Here is a 26276-nt window from a genome sequence, read left to right as displayed (position 1 = left end):
TCCCTGTACGACCGGGGGCTTGCCCACCGACTACCTGCCGAGCCGGCGTTGCATCACATCTAGACTCTCGAACCTCCCCATTGCGAAAGTTGCAAAAGGACCCTAAAGCAACGCGATCCAAACCGGTTCGCCCTGTGGCGTTGGGGTGTACCCCCAAACGCAACAGCGGGACTTAGGTGCCCAGAAGTTAGAGGCCTGTCACATGATTCGTTGGGACACGTCGAGTCGCGTGACGTCCTTCAATTCATCCTCGAGTTGCTGTGCCGGTAATGGTGAGCTCGGGGCAGTCATAATCTGCTCGTCGGGGACTGCGGGGTTCTCGAGATAGAGGCGTGTATACCCGGAGGTTTCGGGCTCGAATCGCCAGGAATCGGCAAGTGAACCGGTATCAACGACGTCGAATCCGAGTGCATCAACGATGCGGGCTGCTTCAGCCACAGCTTCTGAGTCGTCGCTGGCCAGGGGAAGCGCGCTGCGGTCACCGGCTCCGGACGGGCGGGCGAGTTCGAGGACATGACGGGCAAGAATGTTGTTGAAAGCCTTCACCAAGCGTGTCTGGGCGAGGTGTGACTGGATTAGTTCGCTCGTCGTTACCTTGTTGCTGTCGAGCTCGGGAATCCTGCCGTCGCGGGATGGGTAGTAGTTGCTGGAGTCCAGCACGATCTTGCCGGCGAGCAGCTCCGGCGGGAAGGCGAGAGTTGCGGTGAGTGGCACGGCGAGGACAACGACGTCGCTAGAGATCGCGTCTTCGATGGTCCCTGCGCGTGCACGTAACCCTAGCTCGCCAACCAGGTCCGTGAGTGTATGCGGGCCGCGGGAGTTCGCGAGGACAACATCGAAGCCTGCGCGCGTTGCTAGGCGCGCAACTTGGCTGCCGATGTTTCCGGTTCCGATGATTCCGAGGGTACTCATATTCTTTGGTTCCTTTCGAGGTGCGGGGGGTAGTTGTCGTCGCGTTCGTTCCTCCCCCTGCTTGGTTAGACATCCACCGATAGCGGAAGATCTTGGGTCAACTGGGTTTCCTTCGGACGGACGTGTGTCAGTGGCTGACGGGCGTGGGCAGGGAATTCGTGCGCAATTGGGAGGGCACAAAAAGCGCTGTGATGATGCCCGCTATGGCGATTACAGCGCCGACGGCGAAGGCAGCTTGCGCGCCCGCGGCGATCGAGGCTGGATCGGATCCGGTCGTATTGATGGTGAGGATCGCGATGAGGATCGCCAGGCCGGCCGCCCCGATGAGCTGCTGGACGGTGTTTAGTGCCGCACTGCCGTGAGCGTGGAGTTCATCCGGTAGCGACCCGAGCGCGAGGGTGAAGATGGGAGTCCAGGCAAGGGCCTGCCCTGCACAGATCAGGAGGTAGGTGATGAGCATGACTGACACTGGGGTGGTGTGGGTCAGGGTACTCATGAACCACCAACCTGCGGCAATGATGACTGCACCGGTAACCATGAGTTTCCGTGCGCCGGTCCGGTCGTAGAGCTTGCCGGCCAAGATGGACACGAGAACGATCGTGATGCCGCCGGGGGCCATGAATAAACCGGTTTCGAAGACGCCGAGCTCCAATGACTCCTGGAGGACCAGGGGCAGGAGGACGAGAATGCTGAACGCTCCGGCGACGAGAAACCCGAACTGCATGATCGAGATGGTGAAAGCCCTCCGGGTGAAGATCCGTAGGTCCAGCATTGGAGTGGACGTGCGTTGTAGGCGTATCTGCCGCACGGCGAATCCACCGACGCTGAGCAGGCCCAGAGGGACAGCGATCCAGAAAGCTGCCGGGATTCCATGCCCTGCCGCCTCTCCGACGGCGCTGAGCCCATATACCAGGGCCCCGAAGCCGAGTGCGGCCAGCACAAAGGACAGAAGGTCGAACTTGGCGTCAGATAGCGCGTTCGGATTCGGGATCTTGAGCACCCCGATGATGAGCGCCAGCAGGGCGAATGGCAGGACGATGATGAACAGCCAGCGCCAACTCAGCTGCGCCATCACCAGACCGGAGAAGGCGGGCGCAAGCGCGGGCGCGACGGAGGTCACGGCTGTGACCATGGCCATCATCTGACCGCGTCGGGCGGGAGCAACCATCCCGAACGTGGTCGTCAGAAGCAAAGGCACGAGCACGCCGGTCCCGAGGGCCTGAATGATCCGGGCCACGAGGAGAAGTTCGAAGCCGGGAGCGAGGGTGGCGATGAGCGTTCCAAGGCTGAACAACCCCATGCTCACCGCGAAGATCGGGCGCAGCCGGAACCTGCGCAAAATGTAACCGGTCGTAGGGATGATTACTGCCAAGGTGAGCGCGTAACCGGTCGTCAACCATTGCCCGGTGCTCGCGCTGATACCCAACTCATCCATGACCGTCGGCAGGGCGACGCCCATGACCAGTTCCGACACCAACGCGACGAACGCCGAACCGGCAAGAACGATGATCGTGACGATCTGAGTCGAGGTGAGCTTCTCAGTCGTCGTGCTCAACACAATGTTCGTACTCAAAGGAACTCCGGACTTTCGGCGTAACGCGGGTAAGCGGTGGTGTGAGCGGGAGGCACGCGAAGGGAGTTACCCACACTCTTTGTGGGTAACCCCCTTCAGGGCGTGTGCCCGCAATGACGTCGCACAGGTGCCCATTCAAGGGGGTCCGGGCACGTTGGTGGTTGGCGCAGCCCGGACTGGTTAGGTGTGCTCGGGTGATGCGACCTTCACGACGGTCTGCCCGAGAGCGTCCGTGGCGCGTCGAGCCATGGCGTCGGGGACGTCCTTGAAGGCGTGCACGCTACTGACAGGCGGGTCAATCTGACCCGCTGCCAGCATCGCGGACAGCGCCTCGAGCGTCCCGCTTCGCTCGGTGTCGTTGCGGAACGAGGAGAGAGTGCCGATAACCGAGTAGTCACGCAGAAGCAGGTCCTGCCCGTCGGGACTAGCGGGTGAGCCGCTGGCGAACCCGACGAGAAGAACCCGCGCACCCGGGGAAGCCAGGACCGTTGTGGCCTTGGTGTAGGCCTCACCGCCGACGGTGTCGTACACGACGTCCACCCCATGTCCGCCCGTCAGCTCGTCGATCGCCGACGCCGTTGACGGGTCGTCAAGGTCGACGACAAGGTCAGCGCCTTGAGCTTCGCAGAACTGGGCCTTGTCCTTGCTGCGGGCGGTCGCGATGACGGTCGCGCCAAGGGCTTTCCCGACCTGAATCGCAGCTGATCCCGTGCGCCCTGCTCCCCCGAGGACGAGCAGTACATCTCCGGCGCGGAGGCCGGCACGGTGCTGAAGTCCGATATGGGCGACGTGGAAGGAACCGACGAACCCTACGGCCTGTTCATCGCTCAAGCCCTCCATGACGGTCATCGCACTCCACCCGGGGACGAGCGCATATTCAGCCAAACCCCCCATGCCGCGGTCAAAGTGGGCGCCGCCAACAATCCGTGTTCCCGGAGGGTAAGGAAACCCTTCACCTACAGCATCGACGATGCCCACGACCTCCTGCCCAGGAGAGACAGGTGGTGCCGGAACCAGGGGGTACTCGCCGCGGACCATCATCACATCCGGCAGGGCGACACTGGCGGTGAGTACCCGCACCCGTGCCTCCCCGGCCCCGGGGTCAGGCAGAGGCACCTCCTGCAACTCGAGTACGTCCTCGGCCTCCCCGAACTGTGCTGCCTGCCAACGCTTCACGCTTTACCTTTCTCTGGAATGTTCACTACTGTCTGAGTTCCACCCTCGGCAAGACCGACGCGGCCCGGATCATGCGGCCCGGATGATGCGCGGAAAGTGCGGGGCCAGTCCAATGGGTCATTGGAAGAGGACGCGGGTGAGGGCGAGCAGGAAATCCGGGCCCGGAAACGTTCCTTCGGCCTCTGTCCGCTCGTCAAGGATCTGAATCATGAGCTCACGCCGGCGGGCTGCGGCCCGCGCGTCGGCCTTTGCGAGGGCACCGGGTAACTGATCTGCCGTGAGGTCGGTCGTGTAGACGGGGGTACCCGGCTGCTGGCGCCACGAGTCGGCGATGACCCCGGCGTCGAAGGCGTCGAACCCGGTCTGCTCGACCAGGCTCATGCCGATGGCCCGATGGGCATCGTCATCGGCGACCACCGGCAAGGCAATTCGTCCGGGTGTTCCACGCTCCATTGCCTTACTCGCGAACGACGCAGTCGTGATCGTGTTCCAGGCCTTCACGATCGGCCGCCCGTACTGCTCCTGCACCCAGAGGCTCTCGGTCTGCCCGTCGCCCAGACCCAAGATGACGCCGTCCCGGAATGGGAAGTAGTTAGACGTGTCGAGAACAACAGCTCCTGCCGGCGCCTTGGACACCAGGGCGGCCACATCCGGGATCTTTTTCATGTTGACGGACACGATGACGACGTCGGCATCGGTGGTCGTGTCGGCAGCCCAGACGGCCGTCGCACCGGTTGTGAGGGCGGCGGTGTTGACGGTCTCGGGCGCACGGGAGTTAGCCACCGACACCTCATGGCCCGCCCGGGCCAGCCGCCGCGCGAGGATGGTTCCGATCGATCCTGCTCCGATGATGCCGATCCGCATGTTGGTCCTTATCAGAGGTGACATGAGTCGACATCACGCCGACGCTAAAAGGAGATAGGCTCCTCTTAGGCGGAAACGCTACGGAGACTGTCTCCGATTGTCAAAGGGAGGGCATGCGGATGACGCACACATCACCGGAGGTGCGCGTTCCACGCGCCGACGCGAAGCGTAACCGGGACCGCATTCTTGATGTGGCCGAGCAGTACTTCACCGAGCACGGCGTCGCAGGATCTCTCGACCAGATTGCCAAGAAGGCCGGCGTCGGTGCCGGTACGCTCTACCGTCATTTCCCGACTCGGGAAGCTCTGCTGGCGGCCCTTCTTGCTGCACGTCAGGACCACCTCAATCAGCAACTGGACATCATCAGGGCCGATTCGACCGATGCTGCCACCGCGCTGCATCGATGGTTGGCCGCCCTGGCCGAGTGGGCCTCCGCCTTCGATGGACTTCCGGACCCTCTCCGTGAGGCCGTGTCGGAGAACGCGTCGCCGCTGACGCTGACCTGTCACGGCTATATCACCACGCTTGACGAATTCCTCACCGCCGCTCAGCAGGAAGGCAGCGCACGTAGTTGTGTGCGAGCCCGTGACCTGTTCCTCCTGGTGCTCGCTACCAGTTGGGCCCGCAGTGCTGCGATGGCCGATGACGTCTCCCCGGCCGGGATGATCGGCCTGCTACGCAGCGGCTGGGCATCAACCGATACGACCAGCACCGGAACGACGACGACCGACACAACCACCTCCGCAGCCACGGACGGTCCGGCTTCCAGCAACGTATAGAGAGCTCTATCCCGCCACCGAGCGGGTAAGCCTCCAAGCGGGCATGGATGTCGTTCTTGCCATCTACGACCCGCCTGAAAGCACACTCTGCAAGGGGCCCTCGCTTCAGCGCTGATGCCCCGTCGAGGAGTCGAAGCCTCCGTGTGACATAGTCCTCATCGTCCGGGGATGAACCAGTCAGGATAATCGGATATGCTCTCCACTTAGATTCGGAGAGTAGCTCCGGTTATCCCCCTGACCATGTGAGGCCCCGTGGAAACCCTGTCGACCGCTAGTTTGCGTCATGCATTTGCCGCTTATCCCACCGGAATGGCTCTCGTTGCTGCCGCCGTCGATGGTCGGGATGAGGCGATGCTGGTCAACTCCTTCACCAGTGTGTCCATGGATCCGCCCCTGATCTCGATGGCGTTCACGTACTCCTCGACGACGTGGCCACGACTGCGTCGAGCAACGGTACTGGGCGTGACGATCCTGGGTGAACCGAACAGCGCGCTGGTGCCGCAACTGCGCACCGCCGGTGATACCCGCCTCGCGGGCATCACCCTTGACGGGGATGGTGACACCGGGGCGCGAACCCTGCCGGATGGGGCTGCCAACTTCACCGTGCGCCCGCACCAGCACATCCCTGCAGGAGACCACGAACTGGTGCTCTTCGAAGTGCTCGACTACCGACGCGAGGCTCATACCCCCTTGGTCTACTTCGATCGCCGGGTGGATACCGTCCACCTCGAGCGGTTTCAGGCCTAGGGCATGAACCTTCCAACAGGAGCGCAGGACATGGAACCCGAGCACACAACACCCAAGAACACGAGACCCGAGAACATGCGACCCGAGAACATGCGACCCAGGCAGATGGTTCTGGGGATGGGACTGGGCAACAACTTGGGTGTTCACCCCGGTGCCTGGCGGATGCCACACGTTGACGCCAACGCGTATACGGACATCGACGCCACCGTGAAGCAGGCGCGGGCCGCGGAGCGCGGTGGTCTGCAGTTCGTCTTCATGGCCGACCGCCTCTTCCTGCACGGCGACCTCGCGACCTCACCACCGTTGTTCGCGATGGACCCGATCATCACGTTGTCGGCGGTGGCCCAGGCAACCGAGAGGATCGGATTGATCGGCACCGCCTCGACGTCCTTCACCGAGCCGTACCTGTTGGCCCGCCAGCTCAAGGCACTTGATGTGCTCAGCCGCGGACGGGTCGGATGGAACGCTGTGCCGAGCTACGAACCCGACGCGTTTGCGAACTTCGGAAAGGAGCGACCGCCCCGGGAGAGGAAGTACGAGCGTCTGCACGAAGTGATGCAGGTCGTGCATGCGCTCTGGGCAAGCTGGAGCCCGGAGGCGGGCCGTCCCGACCAGAATGGCATGTTCGCCGACCCGGCCTACATCCGGCCGGTCAATTTGCAGGGCACTCACGTCGGGGCCCGCGGGCCTCTTCCCATCCCGCCCTCCGAGCAAGGTCAACCGGTGATCGTGCAACCCGCCAGTAGCGGCTACGGCCTGCAGGCGGCCGGCATGTACGCCAACGTCGTCATCGGGATGCCGTCAACCATCGAAGAGAGCCAAGCCCAACGCGAGGCTGTGCGTCAGGCCGCGGAAATGGCAGGGCGCGACCCCGAAGGCATCCGGTTCATCGCGTTCACCGGTTACGGGCTCGGTGATACTGTCCGTGCCGCGTTGGACTATCGTCGCGCGCTTGACGACCGGACCGATCTCCGTGTGCCGCTGGCCCGGCTACACGCACTCCTGGGGATGGCACCACAGTCCACCGATCCGGATGAGCCATTGAGCTCGGTGCAGCTCGCTGCCGCTCAGATGTTTCCCGGAAACCCGCGTTCCGCCCAGGCCCTCACCCTGGCCAGGCAGGGGTGGTCGCCCCGCGACATCCTCGCCCACGGGGTACTCGACCCATACCCCTCGGTAGTGGGTACCGCGGAACAGGCCGCCGACCACCTGCAGGAATGGTTCGACGCCGGGGCCGCTGACGGATTCCTCATCAACGTCGACAGCTACCAGGACGGTGTCGACGACTTCGTCGACCGGGTCGTTCCGGTCCTGCGCGAACGCGGGATCTTCCATGACGACTACGACGGACGGACCCTCCGCGACCATCTGGGACTGCCCGCGCAGTACGGACTGGATCCCCGCATCACCGCCAACCCCGCCTGAAGCAACACCACGGACTCCCCTGCCCGGTTCAGGCCATGAGCCCACCACAAGCGTCGGCGCTCTCCACCCACCCCAGCACGAAGGAACGTCATTACATGCCCCGGACACAGATGCATCTGGCGACGGTTGTCTCCAATGGATTGGGGGCCAGCCCCTACGCGTGGCTCGAACCCCACGTCGATCCCGCCGATTACGCCGACATCCGTGCCTTGGTGCGCTACGCGCAAGCTGCCGAACGCGGCAAGCTGGACTTCATCTTCCTCGGTGACTTTCTCGGCCAGTCCCAGCGCTCCGAAGCGCAGGCACCTGGCCAGACCCTCGAACCGACTGTCGTGGCCACGGCCATCGCCATGGCCACGAATCGGATTGGCGTCGTCAATACCGTCAGCGCGACCTTCGAAGAGCCCTACAACATCGCTCGTGTTCTGAAGTCCCTTGACGTCATCTCCGGTGGGCGCATGGGGTGGAACGCGATCACCACCTCAGCCCCCCACGCCGCGGCGAACTTCGGACGCGACATCGAGGACCGTGAAACCCGCTACGCACGGGCCGCCGAGGTCATCCAGATTGTCCAGAGCCTTTGGGGCAGTTGGCAGAAAGACGCCTGGATCGCCGACAAGAGCATGCGACGATTCAGTGACCTGTCAAAAATCGCGCCGATCAACCTTCACGGCACCTACGCCTCGTCCCGCGGGCCCCTCGAGGTTCCGCCCTCGAAGCAGGGCCAACCCGTCATCTCCCACTCCGGTGCCAGCCCGCACAGCAACGCCTTCGCGGGCCGCTACGCAGACATCCTCATCAGTGAGGTCTTCACCATCGACGACGCACGCCGTCAGCGTGATCAGGCGCGGCGCGCCGCCGAAGCTGCCGGCCGGAACCCCGACAGCATCAAGTTCTTCGCCGGCGTCACCCCCACCATCGCCGCGACCCACGCCGAGGCCCTGGCCCGGCGCGGCAGAATGGTCGAACCCAACATCATCCAGCAGTCCCATTACCTCGGTCAGCTCCTTGGCCTGCAGCTGGGACCGGAAAGCCTCGACGCTCCTCTGAGCGCCGCCCAGCTGTCGCAAGCGCGCGCCAATCCCGGCGATCCCCGCTCCCACACAGCTCTCAAGGTCGCCCGGGAGGGGTGGACTGTGCGCGAGATACTGCACCACGCCGTCATCGACTACCACCCCTCCCCCATCGGGACACCCGAAACCACCGCCGACCACATGCAGGAATGGTTCGAAGCCGGAGCAGTTGACGGTTTCTGGGTCCTCCCCGACATCTACGCAGACGGGATGGACGCCTTCGTCGACCAGGTCGTCCCCCTCCTGCAACAGCGAGGCCTGTTCCGCACCGAATACCAAGGAACGACTCTCCGCGACCACCTCGGCGCCGACCCCCAATACGGCCTGCGGTGATTTCAGCCCTTCCCCGTATCCCTGTCTCCGGCCTGGGGCCGGTCACTGCACCTGATCAGTAACCCACCTCATCCAGCAGCCCGAACCGAGTGTCGTGCAGCACCGAAGTTCCTCGAAAAGGATTCATCATGACCTACCCTTCCCCTCTCATCGTCGTGATCGGCGGCGGCACCGGCATGGGCCGCGCCATCGCCCACGACCAGGTAGCGCTGGGGCACGATGTACTCATCGTCGGCCGCCGCAAAGAACCACTCGAGGAGACACAGCAGTCCTCGGAAGCCCCAGAACGCATCCTGGCGGTCGTCGCAGACGCGTCCACAACAGCAGGCGCTGACACAATCGTTGCAGCGGTGGGCGACCGGCCCGTACGAGGAATCGTCGCGGCAGCCGGCGGGCAAGGCAGCTTCAGGCAACCAGGATCCGAGGTCATCGCTATCGAGGAGGCCTGGACTACGGCGTTGCAGGTGAACCTCTTCACAGTCGTCCTGCCCGTCGAAGCACTCCTGCCCAAGCTGCTCGACGCTGAAGGTCGTATCGTCCTCATCGGATCCACAGCGGGACTCGACGGCGCCGGAGGACCATATGCCACCGCAAAAGCAGCCGTCGCCGGATACGGTCGTGACCTTGCCCGCCGGGTCGGTAAGCGCGGAATCACCGCCAACACCATCGCCCCCGGCCTGGTCACGGACACCAACTTCTTCGAAGCCGGCGGATTTGATGACGTCAGCCCTTTGCTCCCCGGAATCGCCGAGCAAACCCTCGTCGGACGTGTCGGGCAGCCACAAGACATATCGGCGGCGGCGCGATGGCTGTTGAGTCAGGACGCTGGCTGGGTGACCGGCCAGACGATCGCCGTTGACGGCGGCACCGTCATGGTCCGATGACGGACATCATCCTCCTCGACACCCCCGCTCCTCCACCGCCGCGCTCCGTGGCAGAGCCCAGAACACATCACACATGCCCCGACATGTGTCCTGACCAACCTTCCGAACGCACAAGGAGCTCCAGGTGAGCCAGTCAGTCCCGAAACCATCGAAGAACCCCGCCCACGCCCCACAGGTGAACAATCCCGAATCCGGCAGCGCCACTACTTCCCGCGATCGTCTGGTCCTTCGACTCCTAATCGTGTCCACCTTCGTTGTCGTGCTCAACGAAACCATCATGAGCGTCGCTCTGCCCACCCTGATGAGCGATCTGAGCATCAGCGCGGCGACCGCCCAGTGGCTGACCACTGGCTTCCTGCTGACGATGGCGGTCGTCATCCCCATCACCGGGTTCCTGATGCAGCGCTTTCACACCCGGCAGGTCTACCTGCTCGCGATGATGCTCTTCAGCGCCGGGACCCTGCTGGCTGCGGTAGCACCGGGCTTCGCGGTCCTCCTTATCGCACGCATCATCCAGGCAAGCGGAACAGCGATCATGATTCCCTTGCTGATGACCACGGCCATGAGCCTTGTGCCCGCCAATGCCCGAGGCCGGACAATGGGCACCATCTCGATCGTGATTGCTGTCGCGCCCGCGATCGGTCCCACCATCTCAGGCCTGATCCTCAGTGTCCTGAGCTGGCGGTTCATGTTCATCCTCGTACTGCCCATCGCCGTCATCGCCCTCATCATCGGTGCGATCAAGATGGTCAATGTCACCGAACCACGCAAGGTCCCACTGGATTTGCTCTCGGTGCTTCTCACGCCCCTGGCGTTCGGCGGTCTTCTCTACGGACTGTCCTCACTCGGCGAAGGCGCTTCCCACGAGCGGGCCATCAATCCACTGGTCCCCGCACTCATCGGGGTTTTCGCGCTGGTCTGCTTCGTGCTCCGCCAGATCGTCCTGGCACGCCATGGTTCCCCCCTGCTCGATCTGCGGACCTTCACGAGCAGGAACTTCACCTACTCCATCGTCCTCATCGCTCTGGCCAGCCTCGTCTTGTTCGGCAGTCTGATCCTCTTGCCCATCTACATGCAGTCGGTCCTGGGTCTGGACACCCTGACTGCCGGCCTGCTCCTTCTCCCCGGCGGGCTGGCCATGGGCCTGCTCTCGCCGATCGTTGGACGCCTCTACGACACGTACGGCCCCCGACCCCTGCTGCCTGTCGGCGCCGTGATGATCAGTGCCGCTCTCTGGCTCATGACCGTACTGCTGCACGAAGGCACGGCCGTCGCCATGATCCTCCTCGTCCACGTCCTCCTGAACATCGGCCTCGCCTTCACCTTCACACCCCTGTTCAGCGCCAGCCTGGGCTCCCTGCAACCTGACTTCTACTCACATGGCAGCGCGATCCTCAACACCATCCAGCAGGTCATGGGCGCCGTCGGCACCGCACTCTTCATCACCGTCATGGCCAGCGCAGAAGCAACCCGCGCAGCCACCGGAGCAGACCGCCTGGAATCAGCAGCAGCAGGGGTACATCAGGCCTTCCTCATCGGCGCGAGTATAAGCATCGTCGGAATCGCCGTCAGCTTTCTCGTCCGCCGGCCGGCCTCCACCAATGATCCTGCTCCCCTGCCGATGCACTAAGCAGTCACCGACGAACCACTCGGGAGCCGCACCCACCTATGCACCGCCTGATGTTCGAACTCACGCAACCAACATCAACAGCCCCTAGTACTCAAAGGGATTCATGGACGTTGACGGTCGGAGCTGGGCCACGGATAGGGCCGACGCGTAATAGCCCGGTGCCAAACTGCCCGTAAGCCGATCCCGACACGGACGTGGTCTGTCATCAAACGCTGTGATACCCGTTTCAGTCATCGCTGCGATTCATGACTCATCTGCAGCGACGTCCGCCCCGCTGGGCATGGCGCCGTCGAAAGCTCGTCGGTTGTCTAGGACGGTGCGTTGATGCTCGCTCACCCAATCCCCGAGTGTAAGCACCACGCTCTGGAGGGAACGGCCGAGGGCGGTGAGTTCATATTCGACCCGGGGAGGCACCTCGGCGTGAACAGTTCGCAGGACAAGGCCATCGCGCTCGAGCGAACGCAGCGTGACCGTGAGCATCCGGCGTGAAATGCCAGGAATAATCTCGGAGAGCTCGGTGAACCTCTTCCGCTCCTCGCCGAGAACCCCGATCACCAACAGGGTCCACTTGTCGCCGACCCGAGAGAGCAGCGATCGGAACAGGTCCGGGTCCTGGCCCGTACAGAGTTGGGCCATCGTCGGCATGGACTCGATGAGCCGGGCATGGAGAGCATCGACACTCGTGTGCTGAGTCATCCGCCTTCTTTCAGTTACCCCCTGGTAACAGGGGATCGTTTGCGGTAACGGGGACCCGCCGGGTTGAGTTACTCATCGTAACTGTAGGCGGGCTGCCGGCTCGCACCCAATCAAGGAGTGTCATGTCCCTGTTCCGCCTAGATGCCAGTATCCGTATCGAAGGTTCCACGAGTCGTGCCCTGGGCGACATCGTCGAAGGCGAGTGGGGTGCCGCGCACCCCGACGCCGTAATCACCCGACGTCACATCGGAACCGAACCACTGCCCGCTACGGTCTGGGCAGATGCCGTAGCCGCCTCGATGACGCCCGAGTCCGAGCGCACGTCTAACCAGCTGGCGGCGGTCGATCTGGCGCGGACGCTGACCGACGAACTCACGACGGCCGACGCGTTGCTGTTCGCGGTTCCGCTGTACAACTTCGGCGTCTCACAACACTTCAAGTCCTACGTCGACCTGGTGCTGACCGATCCGCGTATGGCACCGGGTGCAACCCCGGCAACTGCTGGGAAGCCAGCCGTGTTGGTGACGGTGCAGGGAGGCAATTACTCCGCCGGTACACCTAAGGAAGGTTGGGATCATGCAACCGCGTGGATGCGGCGCATCCTCGAGGACGTCTGGCAGCTAGACCTCGACGTGGTGACTCGCGAGTTCACGCTCGTCGGGGTAAACCCCGCCCTCGACCAATTTACAGAGCTCGCTGATGAACTGAAACGACTTGCTGAAGACCAGGCCACCCACCACGGGCGCGGACTCGCTCAATTGCAGCGGGCGATCTAGGTACTGAACAGCCACTAGCGACCCCGGCTGATCAGAAGAGCCAGGAGCAGTTCGGCCATTCGCTGGAGGACCCCGATACGGGACGTCAGGCTGAAGGGCAATGCGTGGGTAGGAGGCGGGTCCCGCCTCCTACCAACACTGGCCGCTTCAGCAGGTGTTGTTGCCGTATCAGCTGCCGATGCTATCGAGTTCGGCGACGTCCTGATCGGAAAGCTGGATACCGGCGCCGGCTACGTTTTCCCGGAGGTGCGCAGCAGAGGACGTTCCGGCGATGAGGAGGATGTTCGGGGAGCGTTGGAGGAGCCAGGCGAGAGCGATGGACATGGGCGTGGAACTCAGCCGTATGGAGACAGCGGTGAGGGCTTCGGACTGGAGGGGACTAAAACCGCCCAGGGGGAAGAACGGCACGTAGGCGATTTTCTCGTCGGCGAGCCGGTCGATGAGGTCGTCGTCCTGACGATAGGCCAGGTTGTACATGTTCTGCACGCTCACGATCGGTGCGATTACCTGCGCTTCGGCGACCTGGTCCGGGGTGGCGTTGCTGACTCCCAGGTGGCGGATGAGGCCTTCCTGCTGCAGGCCCGCCAGGGCCTGGAAAGAGTCTCCGATCCGTTCAGGGATGGGACCGTTGGCATCTCCCAGCCGGAGATTCACGAGGTCAAGCACGTCGACCCCGAGGTGAGTGAGGTTCTCCTCAACCTGCTGACGAAGCTGCTCCGGTCGTCGGGCGGTTGGCCACCCGCCTTCTGCGTCACGTTCGGCACCGACCTTCGTCGCGATGTGCAGGGCACCCGCATAAGGGTGCAGCGCTTCCTTAATCAGGTTGTTGGTGATGTGCGGGCCGTAGGCGCCAGAGGTGTCGATGTGGGTGATGCCAAGGTCGACTGCCTCGCGCAGGACTGCGATAGCTCCTTCATGATTGGCGGGTGGACCCATGACCCAGGGTCCGGCCAGTTGCATCGCGCCGTACCCGAAACGGGAGACGGCCATGTCCCCCAGGGACCAGGTGCCGCCGGGGAGAACAGGAGTAGCGGGTGTCATCGAAAAATCTTTCGTCGGAGGGGTTGTGCCCTTCACGGCACTCCTAGAGTCTTATTGAGGCGCTTCCCATCAGGAAGTAGTTACCTTGAAGTACGTAGCTATCCGAAGGCGAGTCAGAAGTATGGCAACGATGACAGCGGCGCAGAAGCAGTCTGAGGCTAAAGCGCAGTACAACGCATTCCTGAGCATGTGTCCTAGCCAACAGCTCCTGGGCCGGATCTCCGATAAGTGGGTAACGCTCGTCCTGTCAGCGTTAGGCAGCGGACCGGCCTGCGATGGACAACCCGCACCGATGCGATACTCCGAACTCGCCCGCGTCCTTGCCGGGGTCAGCCCGAAAATGCTCACCCAGACGCTGAGGTCCCTCGAACGCGACGGGCTGATCAGCCGGACCGTGACACCGACAGTTCCCGTGACAGTGACTTACGAACTGACGGACCTCGGACGGTCGCTGCATACGACCGTTCGCCTCATCAAGACCTGGGCCCAACACCACATGGACGATGTCTTCGCCGCCCGGGACAACTACGACAACCGGACCGAGGTCTGAACGATCCACGCGTCCGTAAGCCGTCCCTTACGGGAACGACTTGGCCGGCATCGCGCTGATCACCCCGTCTGTTAGAACGGACCATGAGTTCGATTTTGAGTGTCTCGAAAACCTAAAGGTTTCCGAGACAGCGGAAGCTATCCCTGGTCGAACGACCGCTCTCCCGTGATCCCCGGCCTCCTGTTGTCTCAGGAACTTGTCTCGCTGTAGTCCGCGCACTGCCCACTGCCTTCCTACAGGTTTGCTGAATCGGTTTCACGAGGCATTCGACACAGCTCTCCTACCCCCCCCCCCCCCCCCTTGTGAGGACAAGTTGGACGGAAGCTGCTGTGGTTATCGCTGCAACCAGATGGTCGGGTTTCAGGAAGGAGTGAACTGCTCTAAATGTCGGTGTGCATCTTTACGCTCGTTTCATATCAGCCTGCCGGGCTGACTCATGAGAAAGGTGGGGCCATGCCTTCCATTCCTACGATCACCTGCCCGTACTGCCGATTCACCTTTGCCGGAGTGAAGGTCACGCGCCATGGGCTCGTCCGGTGCGGGAAGTGCGGCAAGACCATGCGGGTCTAGTCGTTGTCACAGCAGAATCTCAATCAAACGCGTGAGGGAGTGTCATGAGTGCAGACCAGTACCGAAGAGACTTAGAACGTAAGCGCAAACAACGAGCGGACGCAGAGACGAAAGCCGGTAGCGCTCGGTCCAAGGAATCACAGAAGCGCACCGAAGCATCTAAAGCGCGTTTGGCAGCGAGTAAGGCCAGTAGTACAACCACCATGCAGTCAAAGCTGCGCGAAGCGGAGCGACGCGAGAAGGAAGCTGAGACAGCAGGGAAAGACGCCAACCAGTGGCAGACGAAAGCCTCCAACTATCAGAAGGAGGAGATCACTATCCAGGGACGGCTGATGAACGCCGAGAGGTCGGAAGCCCAAGCCACCGAGCGTAAGAGAGTGCGTGATCAGCAGCTAGCTGATCGGCGATCCGCATCTGATCGGGCTGCCCTGGAGGCTCGGTTGTCGAACACCGAAATTTCACTGAGTCAGGTTTTTCGCTCCGCCCCGGAACCAAAACCCGAGAAGCTGCGTGTACTCATCCTCGGCGCCTCATCGGAAGGCGACCTGCGCGTTGGGCGCGAGCAGAAGCGGATCCGCGCCGCTGTTCAGTCTGCGCTTCATCGCGATCTAATCGAGCTGGATGTACGCCCCGCAGCTACAACCAAGGATCTGCTCGACGGCATCAGGGCTTCCGCCCACATGTTGTGCACTTCTCGGGTCATAGCAACGATGACCTGATTGTGTTCGAGGACGAGGATGACGCACCTCACGAGGGCGTCGTTGTCAGTGCACGGGCGTTTGCCAACGCCGTTCAAGCAACGGACACGCCTCCGCAGCTTGTCCTACTGAACTCCTGTAACTCCGCATCACAGATTGACGCACTGGTTACAGTGGTCACCCCGTTCGCCATCGGCATGGCCGACAGCATCGATGATGCAGATGCCATTAACTACGCTGCTCAGTTCTATGCATCCATTGCCAATGGCCAGTCCATCAACTCTGCCCACCTGGCAGGTCGATCTGCACTTGAGCTTGCCGGCCTAGACGGCGCAACGCTTCCAACCCTTGCGGTTGCCGATGGTGCAGATCCTTCCGCCACAATCCTCGTAGAACCTCCCAGCGAGACGTACTGAAGATGACCCTTACCGGCGCTCCTCTTACTCAGACTGTGGAAAAGGAATCTACTTGCGCTGACATGCTCAGATAGCGGTACACCGTCGCCCGGCTGGCCCCGATGATCTTCCCGATGTCCGCGGGGGTGAGACCTTGTGCTTTAAGCTCCCTCGCGCGCTTCACCTTCGCGTGGTCGGTCGTCACTTCCCGTCGGCCGGCTTTACGCCCATGTTCAGCGGCCGCGGCCATGCCGGCCCTTGTTCGCTCGGCTAGTTGGTCGCGCTCGAGCTGCGCGAATGCGGACATGACGGTGAGCATCGCCCTGCCCATGGGCCCGGTGGTGCTGATGCCTTCGGTGACGCTGCGGAAATGCACTCCCCTGCGCTCGAGGTCATCGATGAGGGCCAACAGGTTGCGGGTGTTGCGGCCGAGCCGGTCCAATTTCCACACAACAACCTCGTCCCCCTTTCGGAGGTGGTCGAGGAGCTTGTCGAGCTCCGGCCGGCTGGCCGTCGTTCCACTCACCCCATGGTCGATGAAGATGCGGTCGCATCCCGCGGCAGTCAGCGCTGCGTGCTGCAAATCAGCGTTCTGCTCCAGCGTGCTGACCCTCGCATAACCGATACTTCCCATCCCGACACTCCTATCGCTCAACAAAGGCTAATTTCTTCTTTGATGAGAATACCCGACGTGAGACACATTGCTGAGACAAAAGGGGGGCTCGGATCTCCCGCCGATACTACGAACGTCCGAATCGCCCGAAGGGTCACTCATCCGTCCGGTCAAAGGATCCTTTGTTCAGACCTCAGTAGGACAACCTACGGCGCTGCTTCATGTCCTGCCTTTCCAACCTTCGCCAGATGTAGATACGCGTCACCTGGAAGTAAGGCCGACACGCGAATGTACGCGAGACGACCGGACCGACTTACACAGCGACATCCACCTCGCAGACCAGCTTGCCGGTGAACTCTTGGGCCCGGCAGTGCCTTACGGCTGACTCAAGCGTTGTAGGTGCTGGACCGCCCCTCTCAGGACGGTTTAGCCATCCCTTTCGAGACGATCAAACGCCAGGTCCGGAGAGTTCGCGCATCCTGAGCGTCTATAAATCTCATGTGAGCAGCCCTATTTCTGATGGGTACTACTGCGTTACGAAGCTTGGTCCACATATATGCCTCCAGTCCGACATTTCCCAGTTCACGATCCTCCCTCAGCTGAAGGAGTTCCACTGTCGTGAGCCATTCAAGCGGGTCGCGGAGATCCCGCAAGGAACGAGCGGCCGGCTGCGCATCCTTCCGTGCTCGCTCTAATACCTCCTGTTTCAGTCCTGCGGTTAGACAACCGTCGCGCCAACCTTCGCCCTGCTTTGCAATGAGGGCATCACGAATACCATTCCTAATTAGTCTCTCGATCACCCAAAGATCAATGAAAGTATCGACTAACCATGACGATTCCTCTGTATACCTTGCAGACACAAGGGCGACCGCGCTCTTGAACTTTTTCCACACACTATTCATGGTCCATTGCACAGACGTGCCATCAACTGAAACAAGCCCTGCACCCCTGAGTGCCTCTATGTCGATTTTACTGAGAACCTCAATGGTGTCTCTAGGACTACGACCTTCCTCCCAGATGGCTTGGCTTAGCGCATGCACCGTCGATGATCCGACTTCCTCAAGGCATCCTATAAGCAACTTGGAGCTATCTTGCCCGCAAGAATTGTACGACGGAAAAACGGTAAGAGGGTCCTCACCTGATGGGTCATCGAGTGGCACAAAAACATGTGTGGCATCGGCGAGAAGGTCGCTGCCTGGCGAAGGCTCGAAGAAGTTTCTTGAAATAGTAGAAACAAGAATAAAAACATGCCCGGAATCAATGTCCGAAAGAACCCGCTCCCGCAGCCGCCCAATAGTTGCGTCCTTGGTTTTTGACACCCGTTCGAAGTCGTTGAGTATATGAAGGGTTGGCTGATCAGGAGCTGGTTGAGCAAGATAATCATTGATACACAGCTGCGTCCCTTTGATGTCAACCAAATCAGCGCGCAATGTCGAGAAGGCAAAACCTAAATGGACAAAGACAACTGCAAACCTACGCGCTTGGCGTTCAAGGTCGAGAATCCACCCTCCCCTGTCGGTCATTTCAACTCCAACAAGGTGCTAGGGCTGAAGTGCCCGGCTACCTCATGAATAAGACCTAGGCTGATGAGATGATGAATTGCCTTGTCCTCGAAGGCAGCAACAGAGTGAAACTCATCCGGCGACTCCATTAGGATCTCAAGGAGTACATTTTCCGTCGGATAGTAACGTCCGAGATGACCCAGGATTTCATCGAGATTTCCAGCGATCGATCGCTTCCATGGAATTAATCGGTGCAGAACATCAGAATTTCGCATGACGCGACGATAAGTGTCGACAGGAAGATCGCCGACGACCGCAGAGGCAAGGTTACGATAGAGGTAGGCATGCCCCCCCGATGCGTCGTAGAGAGCCTCTAACGCACTTGGTTCAATCTCGATTCCCATACGTGAGCCAACGGCGGTCGCGAGTTCGCCTGCTTCTACACGCTCAAACGGTCCAATATAACGAGCCTTGGCCCAGGAAAAGAGAGGGTTAGGGCGCCCGTACAACCTTCCGTTCTCAAGTATGTCGTTGGTGAGACCAGACAATATGAAGGTAAAGTTTTCTGTACTTTGGACCATACTTCTGAGAATTCCGAGGACCTGCGCTACTCCAGAAAATTCTCCTTCCGCAGTGTCAACTTGGTCGCCCGGAGTGAGGAACTCAATTTCGTCCAGCATCAACGTCACTTTCACCCCTGTCTTGTCGAGACGGGCCAACATCTTTTGTAGCGCGGTTTTAAATGCTGGAATACTAGGGGCTAATTCGAGCGGTTCCAGCTCTCGTGACCGAATGCCGCGTTTCCCAAGTTCGGCGCGCAGGCGTGTTGCGAGTTCCGCAATTAGCGGCAGGGTCGGGTCATTTGGGGGTGAAGGCAATACCTCAAGGTCCACAAAGACGGGTACAGATGTGTCTGACTCAATGAGCTCCGAGAGCTGCAGTAGTATACTAGTCTTCCCACTCTTCCGAAGTCCAAACAACCCGGAAACCCTCTGCTTTGTAACGTCGTCTCTGAGTTCCTGCAAAATCGTTTTGCGACCGAAGAAGCGATCGCCGCGCACTGGCGTTGTCTCGTAAAACAAATCTCGAGCGTAGACATGGTCGCGAATTAACCGCACGAGAGATATTGGGTCAGGGTTCAGCTTGGCATCAAGTGGAATAGCCGTAAATGCCAGTCTTGACCAGTCCTCAAGCTTTATCGTTAATCGATCATCAAGAGCATGGAATAAGACGAGATCAGGCGTTGCGTCTCGGGATAGCGCTAGTAGTTCCTCTTTGGCCCAAGTGAACGTACGAATCTGCAAATCACGATATGGCGTGTAAAAGAACATCACCTCCCGTGTAATACCAAAGGCAGACTCAATAGCCCCACTAAAGCGAGCCAGAGCCAAGCCTAATTGCTTCCCATCGGGTGCCTTGAAAGTTTTTGCATATACAAACTGTGACCCTAAAGCTTTCAACATCTTGCGATGCTCAGCGGCAATTGGAAAAAGCGCTTCGAGCGAGGCGATCCTACTAAGGACCTCGTTGTTTCGCGGCTCAGTTACGGGATTAGCTTGCCAAGTATAAATAGTCGGAGGGGTATGGGCGACTGGTGCAGTCTCTGTCGAGGGTTTCGCATTAGGCTCCGTAATCGAGGCCCCGTAGAGCTCCAACATCCGACGGGCAACAATTTCTTCGACGCCTGTGGCAGAGGACCGCACGAACTCTCCGCTGGCGCGCAACTGCTCAATAACCTCCTCGGAGGTTACCCCTGCTATTCGCGCTATCTCATAAACTCGATATTTCATGCAGCCCCTGTTCTGTGCCATACGACAGACGGAGTCTAGCCGACAGCCGAAAGAGAACGTTCCCCGGACTAGAACTGGGCACTCCTTGCAGGCACCTGAGCTCATCGGGGCTGAGGACAGGTAGACTCCATGATTGCTAGGACAGGAGGAACACAGCGGCATTGCTCAGACCTTGAGAGCGATAGTGCCGGTCCCTCAACTCGAGTGAACTTCAAAAAGCATTGACGAGTGGATGATGGGTGATCCTTGGGTTGAACCTTTACACCTTCAGGTTGTCCACCAGTACGCAGGTCCGAGGCGGTCGACTAGTCAGTCGATCGGTGAGGATTGTCGCGCTTAGCAGCCTCGCACGCAGTGCTTTCTCGATTCTCGTTGGCCCGAGCCAGAAATTCTGCAGACCCCATAAGAGTCAGCAGTTGATCCTTACAGTCGTGCCGTACGGAGTGTTCGTCCGGTCCTCGTCTTCTGCCACGCGAAGTAACCATTTGCAGGAGTCAGTGCAAAACGTTCGGCGGCGGCGCTCACCCGCCATCGAGTTCTTGGACCGCACCGGAACGAGTCCCCAGTGGGCGACCTCTAGGAGGGGTGCCTGCTCTTCAGCCACTACAGACCCGAGCGAAGTGCAAGCATCTTGAGAGCCGGACACCATATGCGTCCCTGCAATATGCAGAACTTGGCGCTACCCGAAGCGGTACTCATGAGATGCGGCTTCTGACATAGTTAAGTATGGCCAAGTTCGGAGGGATCGGTCTCGGCGCCGAAGGCGTGGGGGTCTTCGATCTCGTGTCTGAGTCAGACGATGAGGATTTCACATATGAATCGCCTGACGGGGCATCCGTCACCATTCCAGCCAATAGCAGATACATTGTGGTGACGAACTGTCCGCGAGGGGGGTTTGAAGAGACTCACGCTAGAGCGCTGGACGCGGCAAACCGGGCAATCGACGTTCACTTCAGCCATGGAGGTCGGCCGCTCCTGCTGGCCCATAAGGACAGCCCCTACATTGTGGGCTGGAATTCTGATGCAGGGATGACACTGAGAATTATCGGTAAGAATCAGATATCTACGAGGCTGACAGCACGAGCGGTGGCCTATGACAGCAGCGGCAAAGTCCTGGAACCGCCCGCTGCACCATCGGGAGCTTGGCACCAAAGCCTTCGCTACTACCGCATCAGTGAGTCCTCGACGGATCTTTTTGACTCGTTTCGAAACCTGTATCTAGCGCTTGAATCACTCCTCAGCTGGGTCGTCCCACCTCATCCTCCGGCAGCTGATGGTAGGCGCGAAGGAGAAGGCACCTGGCTCAAGAGAGCGCTAAAACAAGTCGGCGAGCAGGTCGACTTGCAACTTTTCGCCCCCGCATCACCACGATCGCCGAGCAACGCCATCTATGACGAGCTTTACCGCAAACTGCGGACAGCCATCTTTCACGCGAAGAGTGGACGCACAACTTGGACGCCACAGGACTGGAGGTCTCGAGCTCCCATCACTGAAGCCCGTTACCGCTATGCCCTTATGTTCCGTGCGCTTACGATTGAGTACCTCGAAACCAAGTATTCAAGTGGCGGCTTGGTGGCTGCCGGCCGGGAACTGATGGCGGAGTCTCTGCACCGCGGGTACGAAATATTTGTAAGCAACGACAAAACGAAACTTGAGGATGAGCCAGCTGGCGAGTATCAGCTGGCTCCGGCGGGCGGAAAGTACATCACCCTCCGTGCCGAGGAGTCTCAGGACACAGGCAATGGCCAGCAGTTTGGGGTCATTGGAGCCGTGAAGGCCATTGCCGCCAACGAGACACTTGGGGAGGTGCGTAGGTTTGGCACTCTGCGTGAGGGGAATTTGGCCGTTATCGAGGGTCTCCGAGCAGCACTCGTCCTTGATGGAGTTCAAGAGCTACAAGTAGAGCTCGTTCTCGATCTTCGCAACTACGGGGAACCCAAACAAGACTTTGAGTCTTAGGCAAGTAACCGTACCGGATGTCTATCCTTAACCCGAACACTTTAGCTACAAAAATCCTTCACCGAGGCCGCGGGTTCGTGGTCACACTCAGGCAATCGAAGCCCCTTACGCTCTAACTCGTTGGTGTAATCAGCTGGGGCCCGTCATTGCGAATTGATCCGACGTCCTTGCCGACGATGCGTGGCACGAGGTTGGGTTCGGCAATGGTGTCGATGCAGCGCTGCACCTGATCCCGCTCGGTCATCGTCGGGTCCAGCCACTGATCTTGCAGGTTTGTCGGGATGATGACCGGCGTCCGGTCATGAATGTGCCCGAGCACGTCATGGGCAGCCCGGGTGAGGATCGTCGCGGTCACCAGCCACTTGTCCTCGGCATCCTCGGCCTTGGTGGGGTCGGGCCAGAACTCGTACAGGCCGGCGAAGCCCAGCAACTGGTCCTCGTCCTTACCGTGGAGGTAGTGCGGGGTCTTCGTCCCGTCCGCGTTCTTCTGCCACTCGTAGTACCCGTTTGCGGGGATCAATGCTCGCCGTTTGGCGGCCGCCGTGCGGAACGACGGCTTCTCCATGACGGTCTCGCTGCGGGCGTTGATCATCCTCGCGCCGACCTTCGGGTCCTTGGACCAGACAGGGACGAGTCCCCAGCGTGCTATCTCGAGGCGGCGCACCAGTTCGCCATCGCGCAACTGCTCGGACACGAACGGGATCTCCTGCATCGGGGCCACGTTCCACGACGGCTTCAGCTCTTCCTGGAACGTCTCGTCAACACTGAATGCGTCCCGGATAGCGGCCTTGTTCCCTGCGATCACGAAGCGTCCATACATGCCCGCCATTCTGCCCTAGCGCGCATACGCGAGCAGGACCCCAGGGGTCGAGGGTTGGTGCGCCTCCTGCCCACCTGTGCACAACAAAAGCTCCCCCATGCTCCGCTGCTTTTCCCGCACACACCTGGACAGCAGGAACCATGGAACCACCAGTACACACCCACCTAAGTCACCCATACGATGAAGCTCTCCTCGAGCGAACGGTGGCCGTGCACAGCCTCCACGAGCGGAGCCTAGGGTCTCATGCCCCTCTTGGTGACAAAAGGAGATGCCACCAATGGTGGCATTGGCGATAACAGGAGCAAATAGAACTATGCGGGACTGGCGATAAGTTTCGACCTCGCTGTCGCGTCGACTGCCGTTACTGGAAACCGCTGCCCGTTGTTGCCGTTGTGTCTGACATACCGGTGTCTGACATACCGTTGCCCGTTGTCCTGGACGCAGTGCAAGCATTCCACCCGGGCAAGACTCGATCGAGGCTCTCCTGCCGGTCGGCCCGTAGCTGGCCCTTCCACCACCAGGTGCGCTGCCGGCCCAACCACACAGCCAGGACCTTCTCGTCCGGGTGCCGGTCCGGGTCGTAGTACGGGAACCGACCGGCGCTGGCCCAGAATGGCTGCACCTCCTCGAGGCGCTGCGCCCACAACTGCTCCGGACCTCCTTTCCTGGTACCGATCCACTCCCCTAGCCTGTTCAGGGCATCAACCCTGTCCTGAGCGAGTGTGCCGGCGTCGTGTTGCCGGCGTTGGGCCTCGATCCACCGGTACAGCACCCTCACCCGTGGGCTGTCATTCTGCGCCGGCAGAGCACCGCCGCGTTCGCGCATATAAGTTGCCACTTCGTCGTAGTGCTCCCACCACGCCTGCTCCCGAGTCCTCACATACCGCCGCGTGCTCTGGGCGGGTGCGGGTTGGTCGTGGATTCGCCAGCACCGGTCGAACCATTCCGGGTGCAGGGTAATCTGCTTGTCGATGGTGCGGTGTACGCGGCGGACGTCCACCCGACACCAGTCGGCGATCACCCTGGCCGGCACAGCGCGGGACCGCCGGGGGTTGTCATATGCGCTGTTATCGGCGCCGGATCCGGAGCAGGTCGCCCTCGCCGACATGTGGCATCCTCTGCCACCATTGGGGAGGCAGTTTGCAATGCGGCTTCTGCGCATACTGGCCACCGATGGCATTCCAGGAGCACCTCCCGTTCCGACGAGCAAAGCCGCCCGACTCGCGTCGTGTAAGGGGTACGAAAATGTGCGACCGCTCCCGCCTATTGAGCTACGGCGCCTTCGCTGTGACCCGCTCCATCTTCGGACGCATGTGACGGCTGCGGTGGCACGGTGATGAGGTCGGCAGGTCCGGCGCACGAGCCCAAGTCCTGCCGCTCCTGCGGACGCCGCATCTAGTGGCGGAAGAAGTGGGAGCGGAACTGGGAGGACGTCGCCTACTGCAGCGACGCCTGCCGGTCCCGCAAAATCCGTGCCATCGACACCGCGCTCGAGGAGTGGCTGCTCGCGCGGCTCGACACCGGAGCCCGCGGTTCGGGGATCGACCCGGCCGACGCCGCAGCGGCCCTCGGCGGCAGTGACAGCCCGCTGCACGAGCCTGCACGGAACGCTGCCCGCAGGCTCGTCGCCCGCGGACTCGCGGAGATGGTGCAGCGCGGGGCCGTCGTCGATCCCTCGACCGCCAAGGGCCCCGTCACACTCCGCAGACCCCGCTGATCGTGCTGACCCCGCTGATTGCATAGACCCCTCTGACCGCATCGTGCGCGGGCAGGGTGTTCCGCCGTCGTCCGTGCTCGGCGCGCGAATGGCTCGAAGCGCTGGTGTTGTGGTTGGGCATCAACGCAATTCCTGATGCCCAGGACACAGGCGGCTGATCAGCTGTTCTATAACGACGCTGCTAGCTGCGCCAGCGATGCTGATTCTTCGTCGGAAGCTACCGAGCGCAGTGCAGCTCCGTGTCATCCGGTTCCGGCACGCTGCAGCTGACACCGAACGGACCATCATCCTTGAACACGACCGCCAAGGTGTCCTCCCCCATGTGGCGTCCGATGACCTCGCCGCCCTCGGACTCCACGAACCTGAGAATGTCCCGGTAGCGGTCACGGTCGAAGCAGAGCAGGGAGTCCGGCTCATCAACGCTGTCCGCCGCGACACGGTACTCCTCGGGACCAAAGCAGTGGTCGCGCCCGCCCTCGGCCGACTCCCCGGTCAACCTCACCTGGCCCAGGGGGATACGCTCGTCCACCTCCACGCCGTATGTGTCCTCGACCGCCTGAACGTAGGAATCGTTGTACTGCTGTCGAGTCTCGTGGGCCTCCCATGCCAGGAAGGCGATAGTTGCCGCGAACGCGCAGATACTCGCCACGGACAGCGCCTTCATCACCTTGTCGATGAACGCCTTCTCATCACCCTTCGAACGCGTCTGCGTTGATGTCTGCTGAGCGTCGCTCACGAGCGGCTGCTCTCTGACTGCGATGGGTTGACGACGGGATTGCATTCGAGGGAGCGCGGCTCCTGATTGAGAAGATGGTAGGTGCAGCGACTCTGTTTGCCGTCGAACACGACATCGACGTAGGCCGGTCCTCCCGATCCGTTTCCACGATGGCCGGTTCCGTTCGGATGGTCGATTTTCGTCACCTCGCCGCCCTGAGACTCCACGAACTCAACGAGTCTCGCGTCCCGTCTCGGCTCGTCCAGTTCCCCTGCGATGAATGCCGCGCAGAAAGCCAGGGTGGCGAGGAACATGAGCGGTGTCGCCACGCGATTGACGATCAGCCGCCGACGACGCCTCACCGCGATTCTCTGTCGGCGTTGCTCACGCCTCTTTTCGTCCTCGGCGTCCTGGTATGCCGTCATGGTGATCCTGTTCTTCCGTGAAGTTGCTGGGGCGACCGTAGCTGAGTGTTCTTCGGCTGCCCCTCCAATGCACACGATCCCGCCACTCTTCCCTCGAGGAGACTCGAAGAGAACAGGCAGCGCACTCAGTCACTGACGCTAGTGCAGAGAATCCTTGCCCAGGCCTTGGGGTCCTTGGACCAGACAGGGAGGAGTCCCCAGCGTGCTATCTCGAGGCGGCGCACCAGTGTCCCCTCGCGAAGCTGCTCGAACACGAACGGGATTCCCTGCATCGGGGCCACGTTCCATGACGGCTTCAACTCATCCTGGAACGCCTCGTCGACGCTGAACGCGTCCTGAATACTGGCCTTGTGCCCGGCGATCACGAAGCGTCCACACATACCGATCATTCTGCCCCGTCCCTCGCCACAGGGTCTCTGCCGTGGTGAACTTAGGCTCCCCTGCGCCGACCTGTACGGACGCCTCCTCACGGGTAGACGCAGCGCCATCATCGTCGTGAGGAATCATTCGTGGAAACAGCCATACTCGTGGGCGTCGGCCTGGCACTACTCGCCGGCATCATGTTCGGTCCCCGGCCCAAGGGCCGTAAGGACAACGAGAGCGAGAGCTGATC

Annotated in this window: 26 protein-coding genes and 2 pseudogenes; 13 read left to right on the top strand and 15 right to left on the bottom strand. The window is 61.1% G+C overall.

Features of this window, described 5'->3' with window-relative positions:
* Positions 1-198: 198 nt before the first annotated feature.
* The 5 genes and pseudogenes from ACIQCY_RS14785 to ACIQCY_RS14765 form a co-directional block, all read right to left on the bottom strand.
* The gene (locus ACIQCY_RS14785; RefSeq protein ID WP_400484656.1) at positions 199-912 is read right to left on the bottom strand and encodes an NADPH-dependent F420 reductase; all 714 of its coding nucleotides are present in this window, start codon (positions 910-912) and stop codon (positions 199-201) included.
* A 127-nt stretch (positions 913-1039) separates the two neighbouring features.
* Positions 1040-2467, bottom strand: coding sequence for a DHA2 family efflux MFS transporter permease subunit (locus ACIQCY_RS14780; protein WP_400484655.1), 1428 nt, complete (start codon positions 2465-2467; stop codon positions 1040-1042).
* 198 nt (positions 2468-2665) lie between these two features.
* Complete coding sequence (locus ACIQCY_RS14775) at positions 2666-3316, bottom strand: zinc-binding dehydrogenase (RefSeq protein WP_400484677.1); 651 nt, start codon at positions 3314-3316, stop codon at positions 2666-2668.
* Positions 3317-3343: 27 nt separating this feature from the next.
* Positions 3344-3601: pseudogene (locus ACIQCY_RS14770) on the bottom strand (alcohol dehydrogenase catalytic domain-containing protein); the annotation flags it as partial.
* Positions 3602-3778: 177 nt separating this feature from the next.
* Positions 3779-4525 (bottom strand): NADPH-dependent F420 reductase, encoded by a 747-nt coding sequence (locus tag ACIQCY_RS14765; RefSeq protein ID WP_400484654.1) that lies wholly within the window; start codon positions 4523-4525, stop codon positions 3779-3781.
* Between the two features lie 119 nt (positions 4526-4644).
* Here ACIQCY_RS14765 and ACIQCY_RS14760 point away from each other — a divergent pair, with 119 nt between their 5' ends.
* The 6 genes from ACIQCY_RS14760 (at position 4645) to ACIQCY_RS14735 (ending at position 11396) form a co-directional block, all read left to right on the top strand.
* Complete coding sequence (locus ACIQCY_RS14760; protein WP_400484653.1) at positions 4645-5304, top strand: TetR/AcrR family transcriptional regulator; 660 nt, start codon at positions 4645-4647, stop codon at positions 5302-5304.
* Positions 5305-5556: 252 nt separating this feature from the next.
* Positions 5557-6051, top strand: a complete 495-nt coding sequence (locus tag ACIQCY_RS14755; protein ID WP_400484652.1) for a flavin reductase family protein — start codon at positions 5557-5559, stop codon at positions 6049-6051.
* Positions 6052-6081: 30 nt separating this feature from the next.
* The gene (locus ACIQCY_RS14750; protein ID WP_400484651.1) at positions 6082-7476 is read left to right on the top strand and encodes an NtaA/DmoA family FMN-dependent monooxygenase; all 1395 of its coding nucleotides are present in this window, start codon (positions 6082-6084) and stop codon (positions 7474-7476) included.
* A 110-nt stretch (positions 7477-7586) separates the two neighbouring features.
* Positions 7587-8882 carry an NtaA/DmoA family FMN-dependent monooxygenase gene (locus tag ACIQCY_RS14745; protein WP_400484650.1) on the top strand — a complete coding sequence of 432 codons (1296 nt, stop codon included), beginning with the start codon at positions 7587-7589 and terminating at the stop codon, positions 8880-8882.
* Between the two features lie 128 nt (positions 8883-9010).
* Positions 9011-9766 carry an SDR family NAD(P)-dependent oxidoreductase gene (locus ACIQCY_RS14740; protein ID WP_400484649.1) on the top strand — a complete coding sequence of 252 codons (756 nt, stop codon included), beginning with the start codon at positions 9011-9013 and terminating at the stop codon, positions 9764-9766.
* Between the two features lie 241 nt (positions 9767-10007).
* Positions 10008-11396 carry a DHA2 family efflux MFS transporter permease subunit gene (locus tag ACIQCY_RS14735; RefSeq protein WP_400484648.1) on the top strand — a complete coding sequence of 463 codons (1389 nt, stop codon included), beginning with the start codon at positions 10008-10010 and terminating at the stop codon, positions 11394-11396.
* A gap of 243 nt (positions 11397-11639) precedes the next feature.
* Here ACIQCY_RS14735 and ACIQCY_RS14730 read toward each other — a convergent pair whose 3' ends face one another.
* Positions 11640-12092: a winged helix-turn-helix transcriptional regulator gene (locus ACIQCY_RS14730; RefSeq protein ID WP_400484647.1), complete on the bottom strand. Its 453-nt coding sequence runs from the start codon at positions 12090-12092 to the stop codon at positions 11640-11642.
* A 122-nt stretch (positions 12093-12214) separates the two neighbouring features.
* Between ACIQCY_RS14730 and ACIQCY_RS14725 the strand changes: the two genes are divergently transcribed.
* Positions 12215-12868, top strand: coding sequence for an FMN-dependent NADH-azoreductase (locus ACIQCY_RS14725; RefSeq protein WP_400484646.1), 654 nt, complete (start codon positions 12215-12217; stop codon positions 12866-12868).
* A gap of 168 nt (positions 12869-13036) precedes the next feature.
* Here the strand turns inward: ACIQCY_RS14725 and ACIQCY_RS14720 are convergent, their stop codons facing one another.
* Positions 13037-13909 (bottom strand): oxidoreductase, encoded by an 873-nt coding sequence (locus tag ACIQCY_RS14720; protein ID WP_400484676.1) that lies wholly within the window; start codon positions 13907-13909, stop codon positions 13037-13039.
* Between the two features lie 121 nt (positions 13910-14030).
* On the opposite strand from ACIQCY_RS14720, the gene ACIQCY_RS14715 reads away from it, so the two are divergent.
* The 3 genes from ACIQCY_RS14715 to ACIQCY_RS14705 all read left to right on the top strand — a co-directional run bounded on the left by ACIQCY_RS14715 (position 14031) and on the right by ACIQCY_RS14705 (position 16143).
* Positions 14031-14459, top strand: coding sequence for a winged helix-turn-helix transcriptional regulator (locus ACIQCY_RS14715; RefSeq protein ID WP_400484645.1), 429 nt, complete (start codon positions 14031-14033; stop codon positions 14457-14459).
* Positions 14460-15232: 773 nt separating this feature from the next.
* Positions 15233-15748: a hypothetical protein gene (locus ACIQCY_RS14710; RefSeq protein WP_400484644.1), complete on the top strand. Its 516-nt coding sequence runs from the start codon at positions 15233-15235 to the stop codon at positions 15746-15748.
* Between the two features lie 2 nt (positions 15749-15750).
* The gene (locus ACIQCY_RS14705) at positions 15751-16143 is read left to right on the top strand and encodes a hypothetical protein (protein ID WP_400484643.1); all 393 of its coding nucleotides are present in this window, start codon (positions 15751-15753) and stop codon (positions 16141-16143) included.
* Between the two features lie 28 nt (positions 16144-16171).
* On the opposite strand, the gene ACIQCY_RS14700 is transcribed toward ACIQCY_RS14705, so the two are convergent.
* The 3 genes from ACIQCY_RS14700 to ACIQCY_RS14690 all read right to left on the bottom strand — a co-directional run bounded on the left by ACIQCY_RS14700 (position 16172) and on the right by ACIQCY_RS14690 (position 20048).
* Positions 16172-16756 carry a recombinase family protein gene (locus ACIQCY_RS14700; RefSeq protein WP_400484642.1) on the bottom strand — a complete coding sequence of 195 codons (585 nt, stop codon included), beginning with the start codon at positions 16754-16756 and terminating at the stop codon, positions 16172-16174.
* 395 nt (positions 16757-17151) lie between these two features.
* Positions 17152-18258 carry a hypothetical protein gene (locus ACIQCY_RS14695; RefSeq protein WP_400484641.1) on the bottom strand — a complete coding sequence of 369 codons (1107 nt, stop codon included), beginning with the start codon at positions 18256-18258 and terminating at the stop codon, positions 17152-17154.
* A complete protein-coding gene (locus ACIQCY_RS14690; protein ID WP_400484640.1) occupies positions 18255-20048 on the bottom strand; it encodes a hypothetical protein in 1794 nt (597 codons plus the stop codon). Before ACIQCY_RS14690 ends, ACIQCY_RS14695 begins: the two co-directional genes overlap by 4 nt.
* Positions 20049-20753: 705 nt before the next feature.
* Between ACIQCY_RS14690 and ACIQCY_RS14685 the strand changes: the two genes are divergently transcribed.
* Positions 20754-21986, top strand: coding sequence for a hypothetical protein (locus tag ACIQCY_RS14685; RefSeq protein WP_400484639.1), 1233 nt, complete (start codon positions 20754-20756; stop codon positions 21984-21986).
* Between the two features lie 112 nt (positions 21987-22098).
* On the opposite strand, the gene ACIQCY_RS14680 is transcribed toward ACIQCY_RS14685, so the two are convergent.
* Positions 22099-22806, bottom strand: a complete 708-nt coding sequence (locus ACIQCY_RS14680; protein ID WP_400484638.1) for an SOS response-associated peptidase — start codon at positions 22804-22806, stop codon at positions 22099-22101.
* A 361-nt stretch (positions 22807-23167) separates the two neighbouring features.
* The gene (locus tag ACIQCY_RS14675) at positions 23168-23914 is read right to left on the bottom strand and encodes a helicase associated domain-containing protein (protein WP_400484637.1); all 747 of its coding nucleotides are present in this window, start codon (positions 23912-23914) and stop codon (positions 23168-23170) included.
* 294 nt (positions 23915-24208) lie between these two features.
* On the opposite strand from ACIQCY_RS14675, the pseudogene ACIQCY_RS14670 reads away from it, so the two are divergent.
* Positions 24209-24265, top strand: a pseudogene (locus ACIQCY_RS14670) (DUF2256 domain-containing protein); the annotation flags it as partial.
* Positions 24266-24274: 9 nt separating this feature from the next.
* A complete protein-coding gene (locus ACIQCY_RS14665; protein ID WP_400484675.1) occupies positions 24275-24523 on the top strand; it encodes a DUF3253 domain-containing protein in 249 nt (82 codons plus the stop codon).
* 217 nt (positions 24524-24740) lie between these two features.
* Here ACIQCY_RS14665 and ACIQCY_RS14660 read toward each other — a convergent pair whose 3' ends face one another.
* The 3 genes from ACIQCY_RS14660 to ACIQCY_RS14650 all read right to left on the bottom strand — a co-directional run bounded on the left by ACIQCY_RS14660 (position 24741) and on the right by ACIQCY_RS14650 (position 26043).
* Positions 24741-25259, bottom strand: coding sequence for a hypothetical protein (locus ACIQCY_RS14660; RefSeq protein ID WP_400484636.1), 519 nt, complete (start codon positions 25257-25259; stop codon positions 24741-24743).
* Complete coding sequence (locus tag ACIQCY_RS14655) at positions 25256-25663, bottom strand: hypothetical protein (RefSeq protein ID WP_400484635.1); 408 nt, start codon at positions 25661-25663, stop codon at positions 25256-25258. The genes ACIQCY_RS14660 and ACIQCY_RS14655 overlap by 4 nt, the downstream gene beginning before the upstream one ends.
* 125 nt (positions 25664-25788) lie before the next feature.
* Positions 25789-26043 carry an SOS response-associated peptidase family protein gene (locus ACIQCY_RS14650; protein WP_400484634.1) on the bottom strand — a complete coding sequence of 85 codons (255 nt, stop codon included), beginning with the start codon at positions 26041-26043 and terminating at the stop codon, positions 25789-25791.
* Between the last annotated feature and the right edge of the window lie 233 nt (positions 26044-26276).

Source organism: Arthrobacter sp. NPDC092385 (assembly GCF_044755105.1).
In the GTDB taxonomy this organism is placed as follows: domain Bacteria; phylum Actinomycetota; class Actinomycetes; order Actinomycetales; family Micrococcaceae; genus Arthrobacter_D.
Note: the sequence above shows the minus strand (reverse complement) of the source record. Positions and strands in the feature narration are given on the sequence as shown.